20 protein-coding genes are annotated in these 24,053 nt (G+C 66.0%); 15 read left to right on the forward strand and 5 right to left on the reverse strand.

Features of this window, described 5'->3' with window-relative positions:
• Positions 1–27 precede the first annotated feature (27 nt).
• Positions 28–834 carry a crotonase/enoyl-CoA hydratase family protein gene (locus EV191_RS25180; protein ID WP_132880010.1) on the reverse strand — a complete coding sequence of 269 codons (807 nt, stop codon included), beginning with the start codon at positions 832–834 and terminating at the stop codon, positions 28–30.
• Between the two features lie 65 nt (positions 835–899).
• Here EV191_RS25180 and EV191_RS25185 point away from each other — a divergent pair, with 65 nt between their 5' ends.
• Both EV191_RS25185 and EV191_RS25190 read left to right on the forward strand, forming a co-directional pair.
• Positions 900–2,534 (forward strand): acyl-CoA synthetase, encoded by a 1,635-nt coding sequence (locus EV191_RS25185; protein WP_132880011.1) that lies wholly within the window; start codon positions 900–902, stop codon positions 2,532–2,534.
• A gap of 51 nt (positions 2,535–2,585) precedes the next feature.
• Positions 2,586–3,689, forward strand: a complete 1,104-nt coding sequence (locus EV191_RS25190) for an NAD(P)H-dependent flavin oxidoreductase (RefSeq protein WP_132880013.1) — start codon at positions 2,586–2,588, stop codon at positions 3,687–3,689.
• Positions 3,690–3,735: 46 nt separating this feature from the next.
• Here the strand turns inward: EV191_RS25190 and EV191_RS25195 are convergent, their stop codons facing one another.
• Together EV191_RS25195 and EV191_RS25200 are read right to left on the reverse strand one after the other, a co-directional pair.
• On the reverse strand, positions 3,736–4,863 hold the full coding sequence (locus EV191_RS25195; protein WP_132880014.1) for an acyl-CoA dehydrogenase family protein: 1,128 nt from the start codon (positions 4,861–4,863) through the stop codon (positions 3,736–3,738).
• Positions 4,864–4,872: 9 nt separating this feature from the next.
• On the reverse strand, positions 4,873–6,057 hold the full coding sequence (locus EV191_RS25200) for an acyl-CoA dehydrogenase family protein (RefSeq protein ID WP_132880132.1): 1,185 nt from the start codon (positions 6,055–6,057) through the stop codon (positions 4,873–4,875).
• Positions 6,058–6,447: 390 nt separating this feature from the next.
• On the opposite strand from EV191_RS25200, the gene EV191_RS25205 reads away from it, so the two are divergent.
• From EV191_RS25205 to EV191_RS25265, 13 genes are all read left to right on the forward strand, one after another.
• The gene (locus tag EV191_RS25205) at positions 6,448–7,530 is read left to right on the forward strand and encodes a Zn-dependent alcohol dehydrogenase (RefSeq protein ID WP_132880016.1); all 1,083 of its coding nucleotides are present in this window, start codon (positions 6,448–6,450) and stop codon (positions 7,528–7,530) included.
• Between the two features lie 10 nt (positions 7,531–7,540).
• Positions 7,541–8,461: a 3-oxoacyl-ACP reductase gene (locus tag EV191_RS25210; RefSeq protein ID WP_132880017.1), complete on the forward strand. Its 921-nt coding sequence runs from the start codon at positions 7,541–7,543 to the stop codon at positions 8,459–8,461.
• A gap of 26 nt (positions 8,462–8,487) precedes the next feature.
• Positions 8,488–9,999: an aldehyde dehydrogenase family protein gene (locus tag EV191_RS25215; RefSeq protein WP_132880019.1), complete on the forward strand. Its 1,512-nt coding sequence runs from the start codon at positions 8,488–8,490 to the stop codon at positions 9,997–9,999.
• A gap of 18 nt (positions 10,000–10,017) precedes the next feature.
• Positions 10,018–10,782, forward strand: a complete 765-nt coding sequence (locus tag EV191_RS25220; RefSeq protein ID WP_132880020.1) for a glucose 1-dehydrogenase — start codon at positions 10,018–10,020, stop codon at positions 10,780–10,782.
• Between the two features lie 89 nt (positions 10,783–10,871).
• Complete coding sequence (locus tag EV191_RS25225) at positions 10,872–11,663, forward strand: MlaE family ABC transporter permease (RefSeq protein WP_132880022.1); 792 nt, start codon at positions 10,872–10,874, stop codon at positions 11,661–11,663.
• 58 nt (positions 11,664–11,721) lie between these two features.
• Positions 11,722–12,528: an MlaE family ABC transporter permease gene (locus EV191_RS25230; RefSeq protein ID WP_424565503.1), complete on the forward strand. Its 807-nt coding sequence runs from the start codon at positions 11,722–11,724 to the stop codon at positions 12,526–12,528.
• Positions 12,525–13,862 (forward strand): MCE family protein, encoded by a 1,338-nt coding sequence (locus tag EV191_RS25235; protein ID WP_132880025.1) that lies wholly within the window; start codon positions 12,525–12,527, stop codon positions 13,860–13,862. Before EV191_RS25230 ends, EV191_RS25235 begins: the two co-directional genes overlap by 4 nt.
• On the forward strand, positions 13,859–14,899 hold the full coding sequence (locus EV191_RS25240) for an MCE family protein (RefSeq protein ID WP_132880027.1): 1,041 nt from the start codon (positions 13,859–13,861) through the stop codon (positions 14,897–14,899). Before EV191_RS25235 ends, EV191_RS25240 begins: the two co-directional genes overlap by 4 nt.
• Positions 14,896–15,918: an MCE family protein gene (locus EV191_RS25245; RefSeq protein WP_207894694.1), complete on the forward strand. Its 1,023-nt coding sequence runs from the start codon at positions 14,896–14,898 to the stop codon at positions 15,916–15,918. The genes EV191_RS25240 and EV191_RS25245 overlap by 4 nt, the downstream gene beginning before the upstream one ends.
• The gene (locus EV191_RS25250) at positions 15,918–17,129 is read left to right on the forward strand and encodes an MCE family protein (RefSeq protein WP_132880030.1); all 1,212 of its coding nucleotides are present in this window, start codon (positions 15,918–15,920) and stop codon (positions 17,127–17,129) included. The genes EV191_RS25245 and EV191_RS25250 overlap by 1 nt, the downstream gene beginning before the upstream one ends.
• Positions 17,126–18,337, forward strand: a complete 1,212-nt coding sequence (locus EV191_RS25255) for an MCE family protein (protein ID WP_132880031.1) — start codon at positions 17,126–17,128, stop codon at positions 18,335–18,337. Before EV191_RS25250 ends, EV191_RS25255 begins: the two co-directional genes overlap by 4 nt.
• On the forward strand, positions 18,337–19,443 hold the full coding sequence (locus EV191_RS25260; RefSeq protein WP_132880033.1) for an MCE family protein: 1,107 nt from the start codon (positions 18,337–18,339) through the stop codon (positions 19,441–19,443). The genes EV191_RS25255 and EV191_RS25260 overlap by 1 nt, the downstream gene beginning before the upstream one ends.
• A gap of 273 nt (positions 19,444–19,716) precedes the next feature.
• Positions 19,717–20,127 carry a DUF3040 domain-containing protein gene (locus EV191_RS25265; protein ID WP_132880035.1) on the forward strand — a complete coding sequence of 137 codons (411 nt, stop codon included), beginning with the start codon at positions 19,717–19,719 and terminating at the stop codon, positions 20,125–20,127.
• A 126-nt stretch (positions 20,128–20,253) separates the two neighbouring features.
• Here the strand turns inward: EV191_RS25265 and EV191_RS25270 are convergent, their stop codons facing one another.
• Positions 20,254–22,731, reverse strand: coding sequence for a transglutaminaseTgpA domain-containing protein (locus EV191_RS25270; RefSeq protein ID WP_132880036.1), 2,478 nt, complete (start codon positions 22,729–22,731; stop codon positions 20,254–20,256).
• Positions 22,728–24,047, reverse strand: coding sequence for a DUF58 domain-containing protein (locus EV191_RS25275; protein WP_132880038.1), 1,320 nt, complete (start codon positions 24,045–24,047; stop codon positions 22,728–22,730). Before EV191_RS25275 ends, EV191_RS25270 begins: the two co-directional genes overlap by 4 nt.
• Between the last annotated feature and the right edge of the window lie 6 nt (positions 24,048–24,053).

Here is a 24,053-nt window from a genome sequence, read left to right on the forward strand (position 1 = left end):
CTCTAGGGGTTCGAGTCGAGGTGGATATCAGGCGTCGCGGAACTGGGGGCTGCGTTTCTCCGCGAAGGCGCGTGGGCCCTCCTTCGCATCGTCGCTGCGGAACACGGCGCTGCCGAGCTTGGCTTCCAGCGTGAATGCCTCGGCTTCCGGCATCCCTTCGGTCTCGCGGATGGTTCGCAGGATCGCGCGCACCGCGACGGGGCCGTTCGCCGCGACACGCTCCGCGAGCTCCATGGCCCGTGGCAGGGCTTCGCCGTCTGGCACCACGTGCCCGATCAGCCCGTACCGTTCGGCTTCGGTCGCGGACAGATGCCGGCCGGTGAGCAGGATATCCGCGGCGAGTGTGTACGGGATCTGCCGAGGCAGCCGTACGGCGGAGCCGCCGAGGGGAAACAGGCCCCACCGTGCCTCGGACACGCCAAACCTCGCGCTCTCGCCGGCGACCCGAATATCGGTTGCCTGCAGGATCTCGGTACCGCCGGCGATCGCTGGGCCTTCGACCGCGGCGATCAGTGGTTTACTGAGCCGGCGCCCTTTGAGCAGCGGCTCGATTACCGACATATCCGAGTTCTCCGCGCGGAACGAGTCACCAGGATGGCTCGTGGTCATCGCCTTGAGATCCGCGCCGGCGCAGAAGGCGCCGCCCGCGCCAGTCAACACGCAGGCACGGATATCCGGATCAGTGTCGACCCTGTCCCACGCCTCGCGCATGATCGCCATCATCGGACCGGACAAGGCATTGCGTGCTTTTGGCCGGTTCATCGTGACGACGAGTACCTGCCCATGCCGCTCGACAAGGCAGTGCGCCTCCGCCGGCTGCTCGGCGTGGTTCATCGATCGCCTCCCGCGCGTCGGATTGGGGGATTGTCTCGAATAGTAACATGTTCTAGTTTCTTCATGTGGCACTCAATATCGCGGATCTTGTGGAGCATGCCGTTGATCTCATGCCGGATCGTCTCGCCACACGCTGTGGTGAGGCCAGCACTACCTTCGCCGAATTCGACGAGCGCGCCAATCGACTAGCGCATTACCTTGCCGCGCAGGGAGTCGGCCCGGGCGAGCATGTCGGCGTCTACGCGCGCAACCGGATCGAGGCGGTTGAAGCGATGCTCGCCGCGTACAAACTGCGTGCGGTCGCGATCAATATCAACTACCGGTACACCGCGAACGAGTTACGGTATATCTTCGACAACGCCGATCTGGTCGCGCTGGTACATGAGCGGCGCTATGCCGACAAGGTCGCCGCGGTGTTACCCGAGGTGCCCCGGCTGCGCACGGTGCTGGTGTTGGACGATGACGCAGAACCCGAGTATGCGCGGTACGGCGCGGTGGACTACGAAACCGCGCTTGCCGACAGCCGGCCGGACCGAGATTTCCCGGAGCGTAGTGCCGACGACCGCTACATCCTCTACACCGGAGGAACCACTGGATATCCCAAAGGGGTGGTGTGGCGGCACGAGGACGTATGGCGAGTACTCGGCGGCGGTATTGACTTCGTTACCGGGGAGAAGGTCGTCGACGAATGGCAGCAGTCCCAGAGTGGGGCACAGGCGCCAGGTCTGGTGCGGTTTCCGGTCCCGCCACTCATCCACGGTGCCGCGCAGTGGGCGGCACTGCAAAGCCTGTTTACCGGGGGTACGGTCGTTTTCCTGCCGCGGTTCGACGCGCATGAGGTATGGCGGACGGTTCAGCGGTATCGCGTACAGGTGATGCTCATCGTCGGGGACGCGATGGCTCGACCGATGATCGAGGCGCTCGCCGAGGGTGGCTATGACGCCTCCTCGTTGCTCGCGATCGCCAGCAGCGCCGCGCTCTTCTCGCCTTCAGTGAAGGAACAGTATCTGTCTACATTGGAAAATGTGGTGCTCACCGATTCCATCGGGTCCTCGGAGACAGGGTTCTCCGGGCTCGGAATGGCGCAGCGTGGTGCCGCCTTCACCGGTGGTCCCCGGGTGCGGATCGATCCGGACAACATCGTGATCGACGAGCGGAACCGGCCGATCGCCGCTGGCTCGGACACGATCGGCCGGATCGCCCGCGGTGGGAATATCCCACTCGGCTACTACAAGGATCCGGCGAAGACCGCCGAGTTGTTCACCGAGATCGAGGGTAAGCGTTACGCGGTGCCCGGCGACTTCGCCAAAGTGGAGGACGACGGCACGGTGACCATGCTCGGCAGGGGCAGTACCTGTGTGAACACCGGCGGCGAGAAGGTGTTCGTGGAAGAAGTGGAGAGCGCGTTGAAGGCACACCCCGATGTGTTCGACGCGCTGGTGATCGGGATTTCCGACGAGCTACTCGGCCAGCGGGTAGCCGCCGTCGTGCAGCCGCGCCCCGGCGCGCGTCCCGCATTGGACACGCTGGACACGCATACCCGCTCGCGGATCGCCGGCTACAAGGTGCCCAGGACGTACTGGTTCACCGATGCGGTCTCTCGATCGCCCAGTGGCAAGCCGGACTATGCCTGGGCACAGGAATACGCGCGGAACAACCCCGAGGTGTCCTGGACCGAGCAGGCTGGAACCACGGGCTGAGAGCGGCGGCTTCAGCCGAGAAAAAGCAGGAACGCGGCAGGAAGGAGCGTCGTGCGGACCGGACTGTGTGACACGCTGGGAATTGACTACCCGATTGTTGGCTTCACGCCATCCGAGCATGCCGCGGCCGCGATCAGCAGGGCGGGCGGCTTGGGTGTGCTCGGCTGCGTGCGGTTCAATGACGCCGCCGAACTGGAGACCGTGCTTGACTGGATGGACCACAACACGGACGGTAAACCGTACGGTGTGGACATCGTCATGCCGGCGAAGGTGCCCACCGAAGGCATACCGGACGACCTCAACTCGCTGGTGCCCCCGGAACATCGGGCTTTCGTGGAACGAACGCTCAGCGAGCTCGGCGTACCACCACTCGCGGAGGACGTCGAGACAGGTGTGGGCGTCCTCGGCTGGCTGCATTCCGTGGCGCGCTCGCACGTCGAGGTTGCCCTGCGCCACCCCATTCGGCTGATCGCCAACGCACTTGGCTCGCCACCTACGGACGTGTTGACCACGGCACACGAGCACGGCGTGCTGGTTGCTGCCCTTGCTGGCAAAGCCGAGCATGCCCGGCGGCATGTGGACTCCGGTGTGGACATCGTCGTCGCGCAGGGTTACGAGGCGGGCGGACATACCGGGGAGATCGCGAGTATGGTGCTGATCCCGGAGATCGTCGCGGCGCTCGGTGGCCGTGCGCCGGTGCTCGCGGCTGGCGGGATTGGTAGTGGGCGACAGGCGGCCGCGGCGCTCGCGCTCGGCGCGCAGGGGGTGTGGACCGGCTCGTGCTGGTTGACCACCCGCGAGTACGCCGAAACGATGGGGGAGTCCGCGATGCAGCGCGCGTTGCTCGGCGCGAGTTCCAGCGATACCGTGCGCAGTCGGATCTACACAGGGAAACCGGCGCGGCTACTCAAAACGCGGTGGACCGAAGCGTGGGAGCAACCAGGCGCGCCTGAGCCGCTACCTATGCCGTTGCAGAACTTGCTGGTGAGCCCGGCGCACCAGCGAATGCACGCCGCCGACGACCCAAGCGCCGTGGCGATGCCGGTCGGCCAGATCGTTGGCAGTCTCACCGAGATCCGACCGGTAGCCGACGTGCTGGACGAGTTCGTTCGTGGCTACGCCGATACGGTACGCGGCCTTGCGGAGACCAGCTAACCAGCGGTCCGGGCACCGTTGCTACCCGTAGCTGTCGGTGCGATCGCTAGCAGTCCAGTGGAGGTTCGGCGAGGATCCGGCCGAGTGCCCGCAGCTGCGCGGTGGCCGCGCCGAGGGTGAACTCATTGCGCTTGCCGGCGACGAAGTAGCCGCTCAGTGGGTAGTCGAGGTCGATACCGACACCACCGTGGATATGTACCGCGGTATGCAGGACGCGATGGCCACCCTCGGCAGCCCAGAACTTGGCGGTGGCGATCTCGCCGCCGTCCGGTAGCTCTTCGGCAAGCCGCCAGGCGGCCTGCCACATGGTCAGCCGGATCGCCTCGACATCGATGTAGGCATCCGCCAGTCGCTGGGTTACGGCCTGGAACGTTCCGATTGGACGGTCAAACTGGACCCGGTTGGTGGCGTACTCGGCGGTGTAGGCAAGCGCACGCTCGGTGACGCCGAGTTGGTGGGCGCATACCCCGACCGTTCCGCGAGCGAGCAGCCAGGCGATGATTCGCTCGGCCTCGCCCGGATCACCGAGCACCCGTTCGGTACCGAGCGGCACTCCCGCGAAGCTTACCGTTGGTTCGTCATCGCCGTCCACGATCCGCTGTTCCGTGCGCGTGACGCCGGGGTCATCCGCGCTGACCAGGAACACCGTAGGTCCGTGCGGTGTGCTGGCGGCCAGCAGCAGGTAGTCCGCGATCGCGCCAGCGGGCACCAACGCGACGCTGCCGTCCAGTCGCCAACCATCCGCGAGGCGTTCGGCGTCGAGCGGTGGCGCGGTTCGGTCCGGATCGGCGTCGGCGGCGAGCGCGGCGGTGCCGATCAGTTGCCCGCTGGCGGTCGGTCGACCCCAGTGTCGCCACTGCTCAGCGGTCCCGAACTGGCCCAGTGCCGATGCGGCGAGCACGATCGAGGACAGATACGGTGCCGGCGCGATCGCGCGACCAAGCTCGATGAGCACCGAACAGGTTTCGAGGAAGCCACAGCCAGAACCGCCCAGCTCGGTTGGGAACGCTGCGTCGAGGACACCGCTCGAACCGAGAAGCGTCCAGAGTTCCCGGTCGAATCGGGTCGGCGGTGTGTCCGGTTCTCGCCGCCGGTGCGGCTCGCGACGCTTGGTCAACAGCTGATTGGTCAGCTCGCCGAGGTCGCGTTGCTCCTGGGTGAGTAGGAAATCCATGAGGTCCCTTCAACGCTTCGTGGCGGGGATACCGAGTCCGGTGGTGGCGATGATGTCGCGCTGAACCTCGTTCGTGCCGCCGCCGAAGGTCAGGATCAGCGCGGAACGGTGCATCCGCTCGATCCGACCGTGCAACAGTGCCGAGGGCGCTCCCGCCCGCACATAGCCGGGCTGGCCAAGTACCTCCATCAGCAGCCGGTAGGCCTCGATCGCGAACTCCGTGCCGAAAACCTTGTTGGCTGAAGCGTCCGCGGGGCTCGGTGCCTGCTCGGCGGTACAGGCGACCCGCCAGTTGAGTAGTTTGAGAAACTCCGCCTTGGCATGCACCCGAGCGAGGTGCGTGCGAACCCATTCCTGGTCGATCACCCTGCTGCCGTCGGCAAGTGGCGTGCGCTGGGCCCATGCACGCACTTGGCGCAGTGCCAGCAGAACTGGTGCGCTCGAGGTCAGTGCGACCCGCTCGTGGTTCAGCTGGTTGGTAATCAGCGGCCAGCCGCGGTCCTCGGTACCGACCAGCTCGGTCGCGGGCACCCGTACGTCCTCGAAGTAGGTCGCACTGGTCGTGGTTCCGGACACGGTGTGCACCGGTGTCCAGGAGAATCCGGGTGCCTCCGTCGGCACGATGAGCACGCTCAGTCCTTTGTGCTTTGGCGCCTCGGGATTGGTCCGGCAGGCCAACCATACGTAATCGGCGTACTGGATCAGACTCGTCCACATCTTCTGGCCGTTCACCACGAACTCGTCGCCGGATTCGGTGCGGGTCGCCGTGGTGCGCAAGGCGGCGAGGTCGGTTCCCGCCTCTGGCTCGGAGTAGCCAATGGCGAAGTGGATCTCGCCTGCCGCGATCCTCGGCAGGTAGTAGGCACGCTGTTCCGGAGTGCCGAACCGCATGATGGTCGGACCGATCGAGTTCAGGGTCAGAAACGGCACCGGTACCCCAGCGATCGCCGCTTCATCGGTGAAGATCAGTTGCTCGAGCATGGGCCTGTTCGACCCGCCGTACTCTTCGGGCCACCCGAGGGTCAACCAGCCGTCCTTGCCGAGCTGGCGGACGATGTCCCGGTATACGGTGCCGTCGCCGTAATCCGCACCGGTGGTGAGCGCGGCCTGGCGTTCCGGAGTCAGCAGGGTCGCGAAGTAGTCGCGAAGCCGCTGCCGTAGTGCCTGATGTTCGTCGGAGTAGGCGAGGCGCATGGGATGCCTTTCCTGGCCCATCGTGAACCGTTAGTGAAACACGTTCTAGTTGGAAGCTACTACGCGAGTCGCGTGCCCGTCGAGAGGGCTTGCCCGGTCGGGTGGGCGTTACTTGAGCGCCATCCGCTCGTTGTGTCGGTATCGCGTCCGGCTGGCTGGGTTTCGCGAGACACCGGACGACACGGGCTTGCTCTTATGTGAAACATGTTATCGATGTATATGGCCCAGATTCGGATAACACCTGGTTATAACCGTATCGTTCGAACTGTCTAGGGTTGTGAATAACAAGAACAGATTCTAGTCTGTAGCTGAAGCGAGCCGACGCGGCGCGTTGTCGCCGCGGTCCAGCGCGATGGCCGACACCGGGTGTGCTCAGTGAGGAGACGACACGTGCAGGCAGCCGTACTGAACCAGGTCGGCGATTCCGATCTCGAACTACGCGAGGACGTTGGCACCACCCGGCCGGGCCCCGATGAGGTCCGGGTACGCATCCGGGCGGCCGGCATCTGCCATAGCGATCTGTCCGCGATGGACGGTACGCTGCCGGCCCTGGCACCGGGCATCATCGGCCACGAGGGGTCCGGAGACGTCGTGGAGATTGGCGCGGCGGTCACCGATCTCGCCGTGGGTGACCAGGTGATCATCTCCTTCGTGCCGCCCTGCGGAAAATGCGCGAGCTGCCTTCGCGGTGAGGCGAACCTATGTTCGGTGCACGCGATCGCGGCGTTCAGCTCGCCCCGCTTCGTGGTTGGCGACCAGCCGGTCTTCGGCTTCGCGGGTTGTGGCACCTTCGCCGAGGAACTCGTCGTGCCCAGTGCCGGCGCGGTGCGGGTAGACGGCGACGTGCCATACGAGATCGCCGCGCTGATCGGCTGCGGAGTGCTCACCGGAGTTGGCGCGGTGCTGAATACGGCCAAGGTCGAGCCTGGGGCGAGTGTCGTCATCATCGGAGCTGGCGGCGTCGGGATAGCCGCCATCCAGGGCGCGCGGCTCTCCGGTGCGACCCAGATCGTGGCCGTCGATCCGGTCACCGACAAACATGACCTCGCCCGCGGTTTCGGCGCTACACACGCCTGTACGCCAGAAGCCCTGCCTGAGCTCATCGAGAAACTGACCGGGAACCAGGGGTTCGACTATGCCTTCGAAGTCGTCGGGCAACCGGCGACGATCCGCGCGGCATGGGACGCCACCCGCCGCGGCGGCACCACGGTCGTCGTGGGTGCGGGTCGTGCCGACGCAACCGTCGAGTTCAGCGCCCAAGAGCTGTTCCTGCACGAGAAAAAGCTCCTCGGTTCATTCTATGGTTCGGCTGACGTACGCCGGGATTATCGCCGCATGATCGAGCTGTGGCAGGCCGGCCTGCTCGATCTTGCCGGCATGATCAGCAGACGGATCACCCTTTCCGAGATCAACGATGGTCTCGCTGGGATCCGTTCCGGCAAGTTCATCCGCCAGATCGTGACCGTGGACTAGGGGGACAGTGGTGCCAGCAGCGCGTGCCACGGAGGAGAACCTCGTGGACAAGGTCGCCATCGTGACCGGCGCGGGTGCGGGATTGGGTAGGGCCGAAGCGCTCGCGCTCGCCGGCGCGGGAGCGAACGTGGTACTTGGCGATATCGATCCCGACGCGTTGGACGCGGTCGTCGCCGAGGCATCCGCGCTCGGGGTCGAGGCGATCGGCCGTCCCGGCGATGTCGCACTCCGGGAAACGGCCGACGCGTTGACGGCCGCCGCGGTCGAGACGTTCGGTGGGCTGCACGTGCTGGTGAACAACGCGGGCATGGTGCGCGATCGGATGTTGTTCAACATGTCCGATGCGGAATGGGACGACGTCGTCCGGGTACATCTGCGCGGCCATTTTCTGCTGTCCCGAAACGCCGCCGGGCACTGGCGGAGCGCGGCAAAGGATCGTGGCGAGCCGGTCTATGGCCGGATCGTGAACACGGCCTCGGAGGCGTTTCTGCTCGGTTCGGAGGGACAACCGAACTACGCGGCCGCCAAAGCCGGCATCGTGGCCCTCACGTTGTCCAGCGCACGCGGGCTGGCCCGCTATGGCGTACGGGCCAACGCGATCTGCCCGCGCGCCAGGACCGCGATGACCGAGCACGTGTTCGGACCAGCGCCGGGTACGGATGATGATGCGCTCGATCCGGAGAATGTCGCGCGGTTCGTCAGCTATCTCGCCGCGCCGGCGGCCGAAGTGATCAACGGTCAGGTGTTCGTGATCTACGGCGGCATGGTCGCGCTGCTCGCGGCCCCCTCGGTCGAGCAACGCTTCGATGCCGCCGACGGCCGCTGGAACACGGAGACTCTGGCCGCGGCACTCGGTCCATACTTCGCCCGGCGCGACCCCGAGCGTACGTTCGCCTGCACCGAGGTGATGTCGCTTTCCGAACCGCCATAACCGTTCTGCCCGAGAAAGGGACCAGTATGACGCTCACACTGCAGCCACACCGGGACGTGGTTGGCCTTTCCGACGGTTCGCTGCTCGTGGACGGCCAATGGCGAGCGGCAAGCTCCGGTCGCAGCTGGACGCACCAGCACCCGGCAAGCGGTGAGTCGCTCGCCAGCTTCCCGATCGCCGAACAGGTCGATGTGGACGCCGCGGTTGGCGCGGCACGCAAGGCTTTCGATGACGGTTCCTGGCCACATATGCGCGCGGGAGAGCGGATCCGGCTGCTGCACAGGTACGGCCAGCTGTTGCGGGACAACGCCGATCAGTTACGTGGCCTTCAGGCAATGGACAATGGCGTGCCGCTTTCCTTTGCCGGCGTGTATGCCACCTCGGTAGGCGCGGCGGCCGACGTCTTCGATCACCACGCCGGATGGGTGGACAAGCTGGGCGGCCAGACACTGCCCGGCTACCAGGGCGGCGAGCATCTGGCGATGACGCTTCGCGAGCCGATCGGCGTGGTCGCGGCGATCCTGCCGTGGAACGCGCCCTTCCTGCTCTTCGCGCAGAAACTGGCTCCGGCGCTCGCCGCCGGCTGCACGGTCGTGGTGAAACCCTCCGAGTTCGCGACCTTCAGCGTGCTACGGATGGTGGAACTGCTCGGCGAGGCCGGGGTTCCGGACGGCGTGGTGAACGTCGTGACGGGCCCAGGCGAACCAACCGGGGAAGCCCTGATCAACCACCCGCAGGTGGACAAGGTCAGCTTTACCGGGAGCAGGGAGATCGGCAAGCATATCGTCCGGGCATCCGCGGGGACACTGAAACGCGTATCGCTCGAGCTTGGCGGAAAGAGCCCCACGATCGTCTTTCCGGACGCGCCGGATGTCGGCCTCGCCGCGATGACCACGATGGGCACCGTGACCATGGGCGTCTCCGGGCAGGCCTGTGTGGCGCACACCAGGGCACTCGTCCACCGGGATGTCTATGACCAGTTCATCGCCGCGGCACAGGGCATGGCCGCGGCGGTCACCTACGGTGACCCGTTCGATGCCGGCGTACTCGCCAGTCCGCTGATCAACGAGAAGCAGCTGAACAAGGTACTCGGCTACATCGACAAGGGACGTGCGGAAGGCGCCCGGCTGGTGTGTGGAGGTGAACGCCCGGATGGTGAGCTCAGTGCCGGCAACTTCGTGCGACCAGCGATCTTCGCCGAGGTGGACAACTCGATGACCATCGCACGCGAGGAGATCTTTGGCCCGGTCCTCTCCGTCATCGCCTTCGACGACGAGGATGAGGCGGTACGGCTGGCGAACGACACCGAGTACGGCCTCGGCGCTGGTCTGTACACATCGGACGTCAAGCGGGTGTTCCGGCTGTCCCGCGCGCTGCGTGCCGGCACGATCGGGGTGAACGGGTTTCAGATCGAACCGCATGTCCCGTTCGGCGGGTACAAGCAATCCGGCATCGGCAGGGAAGGTGGCCAGAGCGCCTTCGAGTCCTATACCGAGTTGAAAACGGTCATGCTGCCGGTCACCGATGAGCTCATGTAGCGGAGGGAAAGCGGCCAGATGGGCAAGCTAGATGGCAAGGTCGTACTGATCACCGGCGCGGCACGCGGGCAGGGCGCCGCGGCGGCACGCCAGTGTGTCGCGGATGGCGCCCGGGTGGTGATCGCCGACATCCTTGACGCGGAAGGCAAGCAGCTCGCGACCGAACTGGGCGAGCGGGCCTGGTACCACCGGCTTGACGTGTCCGTCGAGGACGATTGGACCGCCGCGATAGCCGATATCGAGACCAGGCATGGTGGTCTGGATGTGCTGGTGAACAACGCGGGAATCCTGCACTTCAGCACGATCGAAGAAACCACACTCGCCGATTACGAACGCGTGCTGCGCGTGAATCAGCTCGGCACCTTCCTCGGGATCCGATCGGTAGTGGCGCCGATGTCGGCACGAGGCGGTGGTTCCATCGTGAATATCTCATCGATCGAGGGCATCGGAGGGATGCCGTATCTGGTTGCCTACTCATCAACCAAGTTCGCGATCCGCGGTATGACCAAAGTCGCGGCGATGGAGCTGGGCAACCGCAATATCCGGGTCAACTCGGTACATCCCGGCATGATCGACACCGATATGATCCGCACCGCGGCGGGCACCGGTTCGGTGGATCTCAGCCCGGTAGGGAAGAAGGTGGCGCTCGGTCGGGTGGGCACCCCGGCGGATGTGGCGAACCTGGTCGCGTTTCTGGCCAGCGCGGAGAGCGCGTACTGCACCGGTGCCGAGTTCGTCGTGGACGGTGGCGCCACCGCGACACATGCGCTGGCGATCGAGTAGGCAGCGATGGCCAGCATGCGGGCGATAGCGATGCGGGAGCACCCGCGATACCCGCCGGACACGGGCCGCGCTCGCGGAGGGTGAGCGATATGGCGATCGGCGGGCGAGACGAGTTCATCGGAACCTCCGGGCTACGGCATGTGGGCCGGATGGCCTCGCTTGCCTGGGATGTGGCGCGATACCTGCCCCGCAAGCCGTTCCAGTTCCGCGAGTTCATCCAGCAGGCGTGGATGTTCGCCAGTGTCACCATCCTGCCGACCGCGTTGATCTCCATCCCGTTCGGCGCGGTGATCGCGCTGCAACTGGGCTCGCTCACCCAGCAGATTGGCGCGCAGTCCTTTGTCGGTGCGGCGAGCGCACTGGCGATCGTGCAGCAGGCCAGTCCACTGATCACCGCGCTACTGGTGGCCGGTGCCGGCGGCTCGGCCATGTGCGCCGATCTGGGAGCCCGCACCATTCGCGACGAGATCGATGCGATGCGGGTGCTCGGCATCTCCCCGGTACACCGGCTGATCGTGCCGAGGGTACTCGCCGCGATGCTGGTCGCGGTGTTGCTCAACGGGCTGGTGAGCGTCGTGGGCGTCGCCGGCGGATACTTCTTCAACATCGTGCTGCAGGGCGGAACTCCCGGTGCCTACCTGGCCAGTTTCAACGCACTGGCACAGTTACCGGACCTGTGGGTCAGCGAGTTCAAGGCGTTGCTCTACGGATTCGTCGCCGGGATCGTCGCCGCCTACCGGGGATTGCACCCGCCGCCCGGCCCGAAAGGGGTCGGCGATGCGGTGAACCAGACCGTGGTCATCACCTTCCTGTTGCTGTTCCTGATCAATGTGGTGATCACCGGGATATACCTGCAACTCGTGCCGCCGAAGGGAACCTGAGATGGCGGCAACCGAGCGTGCTTCCGGGACACCGCGAATTCGGACCACATTGGACACAGTGAGCAAACCACTGGACGGGCTCGGCGGGCTCGGCTATCAGCTTGCGTTCTACGGGCGTGCGCTTGCCTGGCTGCCGCGGGCGATCGTGCGATACCCGAGGGAAATACTGCGCCTGCTGAGCGAGGTCTTCTTCGGTAGCGGCGCGCTCGCGGTGATCGGCGGCACGCTCGGGGTGATGGTCGGGATGACCATCTTCACTGGGCTGATCGTTGGCTTGCAAGGGTACTCCGCGCTGGATCAGATCGGTACCTCGGCGTTGACCGGGTTCATCGCGGCCTACTTCAACACGAGGGAAGTCGCGCCGCTCGCCGCGGGGCTCGCCCTTTCCGCGACCGTCGGCTGTGGATTCACCGCGCAACTGGGTGCGATGCGGATCTCCGAGGAGATCGACGCGCTCGAGGTGATGGCGGTGCCGAGTGTGCCGTACCTGGTTACCACCCGGATCATCGCCGGGATCGGTGCGGTGATCCCGCTGTACGTGGTGGGGTTGCTGTGCTCCTACCTTGCCTCGCGCCAGGTGACGGTGTGGCTCTACGGGCAGTCGGCAGGCACCTACGACCACTACTTCTATCTGTTCTTACCGCCAGAGGACGTGTTGTGGTCGTTCCTGAAGGTCATGGTGTTCAGCCTGGTGGTGATCATGGTGCATTGCTACTACGGATTCACCGCCAGCGGTGGTCCCGCCGGTGTCGGGGTCGCCGTGGGTCGGGCGGTACGTGCCGCGCTCGTGTTGCAGATCCTGCTCGACTTCTTCCTCAGCTTGGCGATCTGGGGCGCGAGCACGACCGTTCGGATCGCCGGATGACTCAGCGACCCGTGGTCAAACGCCTCCGTTACCGCTTGTACGGGCTTGTCTTCCTGATGGTGGCATCCCTGTTCGTCGCGCTGTGTGTTGGTTTCTACAACAAGGCCTTCACCCCGGTCACCACCGTGGACCTACGCACCGACCACATTGGCAACCAGCTCTCCGCGGGCGCGGATGTCAAGGTGCGCGGCATGATCGTGGGCGATGTGCGAGCGATCAGCGCCGAGCGGGACGGCGCGGTACTCCAGCTCGCGCTTGACCCCGAGCAAGCCGAAACCTTGCCCGCCAACGTCTCCGCGCGGCTGCTGCCAAAGACGTTGTTCGGCGAACGGTATGTCGAGCTGCGCCTGCCGGAAACCGGAACCGGCGAGACGCTCAGCGCGGGCGCGGTGATCGAGCAGGATCGCAGTAGCGCGGCGATCGAAGTGCAGCGCGTGCTCGACAATCTGATGCCCGTGCTGCGGGCCGTACAACCGGAGAAGCTGTCCACCACGTTGCACGCGATCTCCAGTTCGCTGGCTGGCCGAGGCGAACAGCTTGGCGACACGCTTGTCGAGCTGAACACGTACCTGGAAGGGGTGCTGCCGGCCATGCCGGACCTGCGCGCCAATATCGACCAGCTCGCCGAGGTGTCTGATGTGTACACCGAAGCCGCGCCTGATCTGTTGCGTGCCATGCGGGATCTGTCCACGACGACGCGTACGGTCGAGGAACGACAGGACCAGCTACGTGGTCTGTTCGATACGCTCACCACGGCATCGGGCAACCTTGATGCGTTCCTGCGCGCGAACAAGGACAACCTCATCGCGCTGTCCGCGAACGTCCAGTCGACGCTGGGCGTGCTGGCGAAGTACGCGCCACAGTATCCCTGCCTGCTGGAGTCCATCGTGAACCAGATTCCCGCGGCCGATCGCGCGTTTGGTAAAGGTACGGCCCATCCCGAGGTCGGCCAGGTGACCCTGAAGATCACCTCATCGCGCGGAAAGTACCGGCCTGGGGTCGACGAACCGGAGAACCTGGACAAGCGGGGGCCACGCTGCTACCCGAGCGGTGAACGACCAGACCGGATGCCGCAGTATCCGGCCGAGGGGCCGATCCAGGACGGGGCAAGCAAACCGCCGCCCGGCCGTACGGAGAACCCAGAGAGGTTCCAACCGACCATTCCGCAGTCTGCGACTGGTTCAGGATCGAGCGTGGCGAACACACCAGCGGAGCGCGAACTGATCTCCGCGCTGGTCGCGCCGGAACTCGAGGTCATGCCGGACGAGGCACCGACATGGGCGAGCTTGCTCGTGGGACCGGTCTACCGGGGCACGGAGGTGTCCTTGCGATGAGACAGTTGGTCGCGCCGCTGACGAAACTCAGCATCTTCATCGTCGTCACCGTGCTGTTGACCGGTGTGCTTGGCTTCACCATCGCCAATACACACTCCGGTGACTCGAGCAACTACGTCGCCCAGTTCACGGATGTGACCGGGCTGAACGCCGGCGATGACATCCGGATGTCCGGTGTCCGGATCGGTCGGGTATCGACGATCGAGACGGCGCGCGATCAGTACGCCGAAGTGCGCTTCGAGGTCGAGGCGAACCGGGAACTGCCGGCCAACGTCACGGCTCGGATCAAGTACCGCGATCTGGTTGGCAACCGGTACATCGCGCTGGCCACAGGCGACCGCGACGTCGCAGAGGTGCTGCGCCCAGGGGAGCGTATCCCGCTCGAACGCACCCGGCCAGCCCTGAACCTGACCGCGCTGTTCAACGGATTCAAACCGTTGTTCCAGGCGATTGAGCCGGCCGAGGTGAACAAGCTGTCCGCGCAGTTGATCCAGTTGCTACAGGGCGAAGGCAGCACCATGCAAGGCGTCCTTGGTCATATCGGCTCGCTGACATCGACACTCGCCAACCGGGACGCGGTGATCGGCGAGGTCATCACGAACCTCAATGAGGTACTTGGCACCCTGCACGGCCGCCGCACCGAGGTCGGTGAGCTGATCAATCAGGTCGAGCAACTCAGCACTGGACTCGCGGAACAACGGGAACCCATCGGTACAGCCATCGAATCGCTCGGTGAGCTCACGGACAGCACGGCGGGCTTGTTGACCGAAGCCCGACCGCCGTTGACATCGAATATCGAGCAGCTTGGCAGATTGACCGAAACACTCGTCGCGCATGAAGGCGAGGTGGAGAAGTTCGTTTCCGGGCTTTCCGACAAGGTCAGCACGATCGCGCGGGTGGCCAGCCACGGCGGCTGGTTCAACTACTACATGTGCAGCATGTCGGGAAAGGTGGGCATCTCCGATCTGGGGATCGAGGTCGAACTACCGCTGCTGCCCCTTCCGGGGACGAACCGCCCGGAGAGGTGCGGACCGTGAAGCCGCTCAGCCAGTACAACCAGGCCAGGGTCGGGGCGGTGACCCTGGTGCTGATCGCGCTGTGCGCGGTAGCCGCCTTCTACGCGAAGGATCTGCCGATCATCGGCGGTGGAACGACCTTTACCGCGAAGTTCGCCGAGTCCGCCGGGCTGCGGTCCGGAAACGAGGTTCGGCTCGCGGGCGTGAAGGTGGGCGAGGTGACCGCGGTCGAGCTCGACGGCGCTCAGGTCAGCGTTGACTTCCGGGTCAGCGACATGCGGATGGGCGACCAAAGCAGACTGTCCATAGAGATCAAAACCCTGCTGGGGGACAAGTATCTCGCGGTCGAATCGACCGGCGCCGGAGAGCAGAACCCGAACGAACCGATACCGAAGGCGCGCACCGTCACGCCCTTCGACATCGTGGACGCGTTCAGCGAGACCTCCCGGCTGGTCGGCGAGGTGGACACCGAGCAGCTCGCGGGCAGCTTCCGGACACTTTCCGAAACCTTCGAGAACACGCCCGGCGAGATGAGCAACGCGTTCAACGGTCTCTCCGCGTTGTCCCGAACCATCTCAGCACGGGACAAGGAGCTCGCCACACTGCTCCGCAACGCCTCCTCGGTCAGCGAGATTGTCGCTGATCGGGACGAACAGTTGCGGGCGATCATCACGAACGGTGGTGAGCTGCTGGGAGAGCTTGAGCGACGCAGGGAAGCCGTCGGTCGCTTGCTTACCGGTACGCGCGAGCTCGCGGAACAGCTGTCCGGACTTGTCGCGGACAGCCAGCGGGAGCTGCAACCGGCGTTGCGGCAGCTGGAGCAGGTCACCGCCGTGCTGGAACGCAACCAGCAGAACCTCAGCAACGGCATTCGGGACCTTGCCCCGTTCGCCCGACTGTTCAACAACGTGGTCGGCAACGGCAGATGGTTCGAGGGCTATATCTGTGGGCTGATTCCGCCGCGGGTGAGCACCGGAATACTGGACATCAACCCAGAGGGCTGCGACGGAGCACGGCCGCCAGAACGGGGGAACAACTGATGCCCGCCGCGTATCCCGGTAGCCGCCTCGCCACGATAGTCTCCACCTGCTGTGTTCTGGTGCTGCTGCTCACCGGTGCGCTGTGGTGGGTCACATTGGACAGGACGGGCACCGTCCTCATCGCACACTTCAGTCGTACGGTCGGGGTTTACCCCGGATCGGACGTGCGGATACTCGGCATCAAGGTCGGCTCGGTGGAATCGGTGCGGCCGCATGGATCCGAGGTCGTGGTCGAACTCTCCGTGCAGCGCACCGTGCCGGTGCCGGATGATGTCCGCGCCGCCGTGGTCAGTCCCACCATGGTCAGTGATCGGTACGTCCAGCTCACCCCGGCTTATGAATCGGGACCGAAAGTGGCCAGCGGCACGGTGCTGCGCGGCGATCGCACCGCGGTGCCGATGGAACTGGATGATCTGTACGACAGTGTGGACCAGCTGTCGACCACACTTGGTCCGGAGGGCGCCAATGCCGATGGCGCGCTCGCCGACGCGATCGATACGGCCGCGCGGAACCTGTCTGGCAACGGCGAACAACTCGGTACGACGATCCGGGAGCTTGGTAAGGCGGCGAACACCCTGTCCAACTCGCGGGGTGACCTGTTCGCCACCGTGGAGAACCTGAATGAGTTCGCGGAAACCCTGGTGCGCAGTGACGGGGAACTACGCACCTTCAGCAACCGGTTGGACAGCGTCAGCGGATATCTCGCCGAGGACTCCGGAAAACTCGGCGCCGCGCTGCGTTCGCTCGGCGTGGCGATGAGCGATGTGCAGGGCTTCCTGGCGGACAACAAGGATCTGATCAAGTCCAATATCGACAAGCTTGCGCCGGTTACCGAGGTGCTCGTCGAGCAACGTGCGGCGATCGCCGAGATCCTCGAGGTGGCACCGGTCGGTGCGACCAACTTCCTGAATACCTACGATGCGGCTTCTGGCTCGTTCTCGGTGCGCGGTGCGCTGAACGATCTCGCCTACCCGCCGGTGCTGATGGTGTGCCGGCTGATCAAGGCAGGAACCCCGAGGCAGCTGCCGCAGGTTCTCGGCGATATCTGCGAACAGCTGGCGCCCCTTGTCGATGACCTCACTGGGTTGCCCTCGGCCGCGGAGGTTCTCGGCGCGATCCAGCAGGGCGAGCTTCCGCCGCTGCCGCTGCCGCTGGCGGACCAGCTGCTTGGCGGCCTGCCGATGCCCACTGGACAGGGTGGTGGCGGATGATTCGACGGACGCGACGTGGGCCGCTGGCCAGTGTCGGGCTGGCACTGGTCGCCTTGCTGCTCGCCGGTTGTGGCTTCACCGGGCTCTACCAGGTTCCGCTGCCCGGTGGTGCCGATCTTGGCGATCGGCCGTTTCGGGTAACGGCGAACTTCGCGGATGTACTCGATCTGGTGCCGCAGGCGGCGGTCAAGGTGAACGATGTGGCAGTCGGCAAGGTGGAGCGGATCGAGCTCGCCGAGGACAACGAGACCGCCGTGGTCAACATGGTGGTCAATGGTGAGGTACGGCTCCCGGGCAACGCCGGTGCGGCGCTGCGCCAGTCCAGCCTGCTCGGCGAGAAGTACGTGCTGCTCACCGCGCCGCCCACGGGACAGGAACGCGGTCGACTGACCGAGGGCGCGCGGATCCCCGTCGAACGGACGAATCGCAGTCCGGAGATAGAGGAGGTGCTCGGTGCGCTGTCCCTGCTGCTCAACGGCGGCGGTATCGAGCAGGTGCGGACGATCGTCCGCGAGGTCAATGCCGGGCTGGACGGTAATGTGCCGGAGCTGCGCGCATTGTTGTCCAATGTGCACACCCTGGTCGGTGACTTGGACAGCCAACGCGGCAACATCGTGCGGGCGATCGAATCGTTGAACCGGTTCGCCGGCACCGTGCGTGCGCAGACGGCCGACCTCACGACCGCGTTGGATGACCTGGCGCCGGGATTGCGCGTGGTCAACCAGCAGCGGGACCAGCTGGTTGGCATGCTCACGGCGCTGAACCGGCTGTCCGAGACGGCCGTCGACACCGTGCACAGGACGAGGGAAGATCTGGTAACTGACCTGCGGCTGCTGGAACCGACCCTGCGCAAGCTCGCGGACGCCGGAAGCGATCTGCCGAAATCCCTGCAGATGCTGGTGACCTTCCCGTTTACCGACTACTTCGTGAACACGGTGAAGGGCGATTTCACCAATGTCCACGTGAACTTCGACCTGGATCTCAGTGAGACGCTACGCAGTATTACCAATCAGCGGACGCCGCTGATCGAGCTGCCGGATTCGCTACGGCAGGACGGGGCGAGCACCGGTGAACCCGCCGCGCCACCGGCCCTTCCGCTGCCCGGAACGGCGGAACCGAGGCCCGCGCCAGCTACCGCCGGTGAGCCAGCGCCGGCGGTGCCGGGCTCACTCGGCGAACTGGTGGGCAACCTGCTGGGAGGTGGCTGATGCTGCTGCGCCGGGTGAAGGTGCAACTCGTGGTGTTCGTGGTGATCGCCGTGGTTGGGGTGGGTTATGTCGGTGGCCAGTACGCCGGGCTCGATCGGCTGTTCGGCAGCCGCGGTTATGTGGTCAGCGTGCAACTGTCCGAATCGGGCGGAATATTCACCAATGCCGAGGTGACCTACCGGGGCGTGCCGGTAGGGCGGGTCGGCGAGTTGGCGCTGACCGATACGGGACTCGAGGTCGAACTCGAGATCGAGGATTCCGCCCCGCCGATTCCCGCGGATACCCGCGCGGTGGTCGCGAATCGTTCGGCGATCGGCGAGCAGTACGTTGACCTGCAGCCGGAACACCAGCGTGGCCCGTATCTCGCGGACGGTTCGGAGGTACCCGCGCAGCGCACCAGCACCCCGATCCGGCCGGACGATCTGCTGGCGAACCTCAACTCACTTGTCGCCAGCGTGCCTACCGAGTCACTGCGAGTGAGTGTGGACGAGTTGGACAAGGCATTTCGGGACAGCGGTCCGGCGCTGCAGAACCTGTTGGACAGCTCGAGCGAGCTGACCGCCACGGCGACCAGCTATCTCCCGCAGACCACCGCGCTGCTCAGTAACGGGCGCGACGTGCTGCGTACCCAGCGCGACCTCGCGGAGCAGATCACCTCGTACAGTTCCGGCCTACGGGAGATCAGCGCACAGCTGAAGAAATCCGACCCGGATCTGCGGGCGCTACTGGACACCGCGCCAGGCGTCGCCGGTCAGGTGGATGAGGTCGTCCGGGAGTCCGGTGGAGATCTCGGTGTGGTTTTCGCCAACCTGCTGACCACCGCGAAGATCACCGAGTCCCGTACCGACTCGCTCGAGACACTGTTGGTCGCGTTGCCGCTGGCCAGCGCGACCGCGCCGAGTGCCAACCCGGACGGAACCGGACATCTCGGTCTGGTGCTGAACTTCTTCAATCCGATGCCCTGCACCAAGGGCTATGAGGGCACCGTCCAGCGCCCCGGTAACGACACCACGCCCGGCGAGCTGAACCGGAACGCCTACTGTGCGGAGCCGCCGGGCAGTGAGATCGGTGTGCGTGGCTCACAGAATGCCCCGCACGGAAAGTGATCTGGTCGACACGTAGTGGGTAGAATGGTCCTGCCGATCGCCCGATCGGCGGCTGGTGGCGAATCTTGTTGGGCCTCGTATGGGGATCGGGTAGTCGCACGCGCGAAGGCCTCGTATCCTGGACATGACAGACTCGTACCAGCCGACAGAATCAGCCAAGACACCAGTAGCCAGCCAGGTAAACACAGGCAAGTAAACAGGGTGCCCGCCGGGTTTCGGCGGCAGCCATGAGTGACCCGGCGCCCGTGACCGAGCTGTGCCGGAGGAGGAACGATGCCACTCTCCGAGCACGAGCAGCGAATGCTCGAGCAGATCGAGCGCGCGCTCTACGCAGAGGACCCCAAATTCGCCTCAAACGTGCGCGGGGCGCGGATGCGCCGCCCGGCACGCCGGCGACGTATGCAAGGCGCCATCGTGTTCGTCGTCGGTATCGCGCTGCTGGTGGTGGGCGTGATCATCGACTTCAAGCCGGCGGACATCCCGGTAGTGAGCGTGCTCGGCTTTTTGATCATGTTCGGCGGTGCGTTGCTCGCGGTATCCGCCATCCGCCAGGGTGGGGAACCGGAGCAGGAAGAGGGCACCGATGATGGCGGCGGTGGTAAACGCAAGTCGAGCCCGCCGCGTAAGAGCTCGTTCTCGCAGCGGATGGAAGAGCGGTTCCGCCGCCGGTTCGACGGCCCGTAACACCCGAGATGGCAACTGACGAGAAACGTTGGTGAGGGGTGCGGTAGCCGGCGTCGGTTGAGCCGCGCGATCGCGCTCTTTAAGGCCAGCGCCTCTTCGGGGCTGTGCCTTTCGGGGCTGGGTAGGTTACGAGCTGGGGGTGGGCGCGTACTCGCCAGCATCCTTCGTGCGGTTCGCCCTCAGCATCGATAGCACCGATTTGGGCAGCAGCCGAGCCGACAGCGGCAGCGGTTCGGCCCGGTGCAAGGCGGCCAGCACACCCGTCAGTGTCTCGGCAAGGTCCGGCCCGGGTTGCCGATCTGCCGCGTACCACGCGCGCTCCACCGAGGTCACGAGCTGGCGCAGGCTTTCCTTGCCAGCGTCATCGAGGTGATAACGCGTGCTCAGCCGGCGAGCCGCGGTGCGTACGGATACCCCGTCCGCGATTGGTGTCCCGCGATCCATGCATTCCGCGAGCAGTTCGGACCACGCTGCCGCTGCCGCCTGCTCGGATGCTGGCCGCGCGGTCAGCGCCACGAGCCTGCGTTGCCGGATAAACCGGCGAATCGCCCACGGTGCCGCGGCGATGCCAAGCAACACCAGCGGGACCGTGAGCCACCAGGAGATCAGCGCGCTGCCGAGTAGGGCGAGCACGATCCAGGCGAGGCCAGCGAGTAGCGGCAGGTACCCGCGCAGCCCGGCGCGCCCTGCCTCGGGGTTGCGTCGCCAGAACCACCAGGCTGCCGCCGTAGTCACGATAGCGAGCAGGCCAGCGGCCGCGAACGTCCACGGCAGCCACGGAGTAGGGCTCGCCGCCGCCCGCTGATCCTGACCCTGACTCGGGTCCTGCGGCGCGGCGGCCGCCTCCTCCGGTGGCTCAGAGGTGGGTGCTGGGCTGGATTCCTCGGGCGAATCCGGCGATTCCTCGGTTTGCGGGTCCTGGTTCTCGCGGAGGTATTCCGGCACGTAGCCGCGCCCGTCGGACAGCGGGGTGGGGTCGAAGGTCACCCAGCCATGCCCCTCGAAGAAGACCTCCACCCACGCATGCGCGTCCTGCGAACCGATCGAACGGTAACTGCCGGTGCCGTAGCCGGCGGTGAATCCGATGGCCACCCGGCTCGGAATCCCGGCCGCGCGCAGCATCACCGCCATCGACGAGGCGTACTGCTCGCAGTAGCCCCGCTTGCCGTTCAGCAGAAAGTCCGCAAGCGCGTCCGAATCGGCGCGCGGCGCCGTCGTGGTGTCGTAGGTGAATCCGTTGGCCGGGGCGAAGTACCGCCAGATCGCCGTGACCTTGTCGAAGCTGGTCGGCGCGTTGGCGGTGAGGCGTCGGGTCAGGTCAGTCACCCGCTGATCGATGCCGTCCGCCTCGGTGTACACGGGATCGACCATCGCGCCATCGGTTTCCGAGCGGCGCAGCTCCTCGGCGGTGGGTTCGGCCAACTGTGTTTCGAGTCGATAGGGCCGAGTCCGCTGTTCCCGTTCGGCGAAAACCGTGCCGCTGGTGACGTCGTAGCGCCAGTTGTCGTTGACCCCGGACAGTTCGCGGGGCTGACCGTAGACCGGAAGCCAGTAGTCCAGCCAGTTCACCGGTTCGATCGCGATGGTCCTGGACTCGCCGCGGTCGGAAACGCCATTGCCGATCGGCAGCTGCCCGTTCGCGGGGGATCCGCTGGCCATCGTCTGGTTCCGGATTTCCCAGCCTTCGTTGGCCGCGTAGCTGTTCAACGTCAGCGTACGCAGGTAGTGATTCTCATCGGCGAGCCCGCGAACCCGAAAGAGCTCGGTATCCCCATTGTCCTCGAGCAGGCCACGTAGCGAGGTGAACGGCTTGATGCCGAGCCCGCCGTCGCCACCGCCGTTCCCGCCACCGGTGCCGGGAAGCCTGCCTTCGGTGCCGATCGCGGTGATCTGGCTGCCGGCGGCCAAGCCGAGCAAGATCGACACACACGCGATCAGCGCGGGCGTCGTGCTCGCCTTGATCCGCGCGCCCGCGGTTCGCGTGCCATGAGGTCGTGTGAACCGGTACCGATGGTTTCCCTCGACCGCGAGTAGCAGCGCGAAGCTTGCCGCGCCACACAGGAATGTCCACCACGGAAGCATGTCGCTGGCCAGCGAGGCGGGCACGGCGTACACACACAGCAGCACCAGGCCGGTGGCCGCCGGTGCCATCGCCGCCACCGCGAGCGCGTCCACCAGGATCGCGACCAAGCCGATCGCGATGACCACCAGGCACAGGATCGGGGTTTCCGCCTGTACGGGTGGCAGCCCCGTCCGGATCTCCTCGGCGGCGGCGCCCAACACCGAGCCGAGTTCGGCAAGGGCTCCTGGCCCAGGCAGGAATCCGAGTATCCCGCTGTCCGTAAACAGCGTGACCACCAGGACCAGCAGGCCGACCAGCTGAGCGCATCCCACGAGCAGCTGGGGCACCCGAAGTCCACGGAGCACGATCCCGGTCGCGGTGATCAGCAGCACCGCGAGAAGTACGAAGCCGAACCACCGAACGCCGTCGACCACGCCGGTCAGCGAGCTCGCCGCGCTCACCGTGGCCAGCGCGGCGACCACCGGGGTCAGCAACGTGCGCTGCCAGTCGTCGGCGAGCCTGGGTGTCGTCTGTTCGCTCATCCGGTCACTCCACCCTGGTGGGGCAGGCGTTGTCCGGGGTTGTGCTGGCCTGGATTGTGCTGGCCTGGGCCGGATCGCGCCGCGCTCGTCTGGCACAGCTCCGCCCACACTTGCGGCATCGCGCTCCGCGGGCCAGCGGTGACCACGGTCCAGCCGCTGCCGGTGAGCAGTTCGGCCGATTGGCGGGTCTGCGCGCTTGGCTGCGCGCCAGCTGGCCGCTGCCACCCCGGGGTGTCGAGCAGCACCGCGAGGCAGCGCACGCCGCGCGGGCGGTGCTGGTTGAGCTCGCGCACGGCCTCGGCGCTGACCGTGCCGAGGATGGCGATCAGCTCCTGCCCGTCGGTGAGTTCCCTGCCGCAGACCACATCGCGCTGGTGGTTGGCTTGCAGCGCGGCCAGCGTATCCAGGATCTCCTCGTCGACCGCGACGCCCGCGCCGCCGGAATGCTCGGTCAGTATCTGGCCGGTTTCGCTGACCAGCCGTACCTCGTGCCCCTGCTTGCGCAGGTGCAGGCAGATGCTGGCGGCAAACGAGATCGCCCACTCCAGGCTGGCCGCCGGCCCTTCGCCCCGGTGCGCGGCCGCGCGATGATCGAGCAGGACGGTACTGCCGCCGCGCCATGGGCGTTCCTCGAGGCGCACCATGACCTCGTCGCGGCGCGCGGTCGAGCGCCAGTGCACTTTGCGTAGGTCATCGCCGTGCCGGTAGGGGCGCACGATGACGTCATCCTCGCCTTGTCCGCTGCGCGTGCGCAGATCGCCCGCGTATCCGGTGCCGAGGCCGGCACCGGCCGGGGTGCGGGTGAGCGGCACGACCCTCGGCACCACGGTCAGCTGGGAATGCGCGGCGAGTTCGCGGTGGAACTCGGCGAGCCCGAAGGGATCGGTGATCGTCAGCCGAAGTGGGCCGAGCGAGTGAATCCCCCGAATACTGGGTTGTACCTGGTAGCGCAGCGCTACGCCACCGCGATGCGGCAGCCGATGCACGACGAAACGTGGACGCGTGCCCAGCGCTGGCGCCACGCCGTCCTCCAGGGTCAGCACGCCAGTGGGGACCCTGCCACGACGGGAAACGTCCAGCTGGACCTGACCACTCGCGCCGATGGAGATCCTGCTCGGCAGTAACTGCCGGCGCGCCGCGATCCGTATCCTGGCGCGGGCGGTGAGCACCGCGACCAGCAGCGGGAGCACGATGACGAACACGGCGATCCGCAGCAGATCCCGCTCGTTGAGGATGACCGCGCACAGCGCGGCCGCGAGACCGGCGGCGGTAAGGCACCGGCCCCTGGTGGTGAGCCCGGACAGCGAGCTCCGCATAACAGG

It is taken from the genome of Tamaricihabitans halophyticus, assembly GCF_004340875.1.
Classification (GTDB): domain Bacteria; phylum Actinomycetota; class Actinomycetes; order Mycobacteriales; family Pseudonocardiaceae; genus Tamaricihabitans; species Tamaricihabitans halophyticus.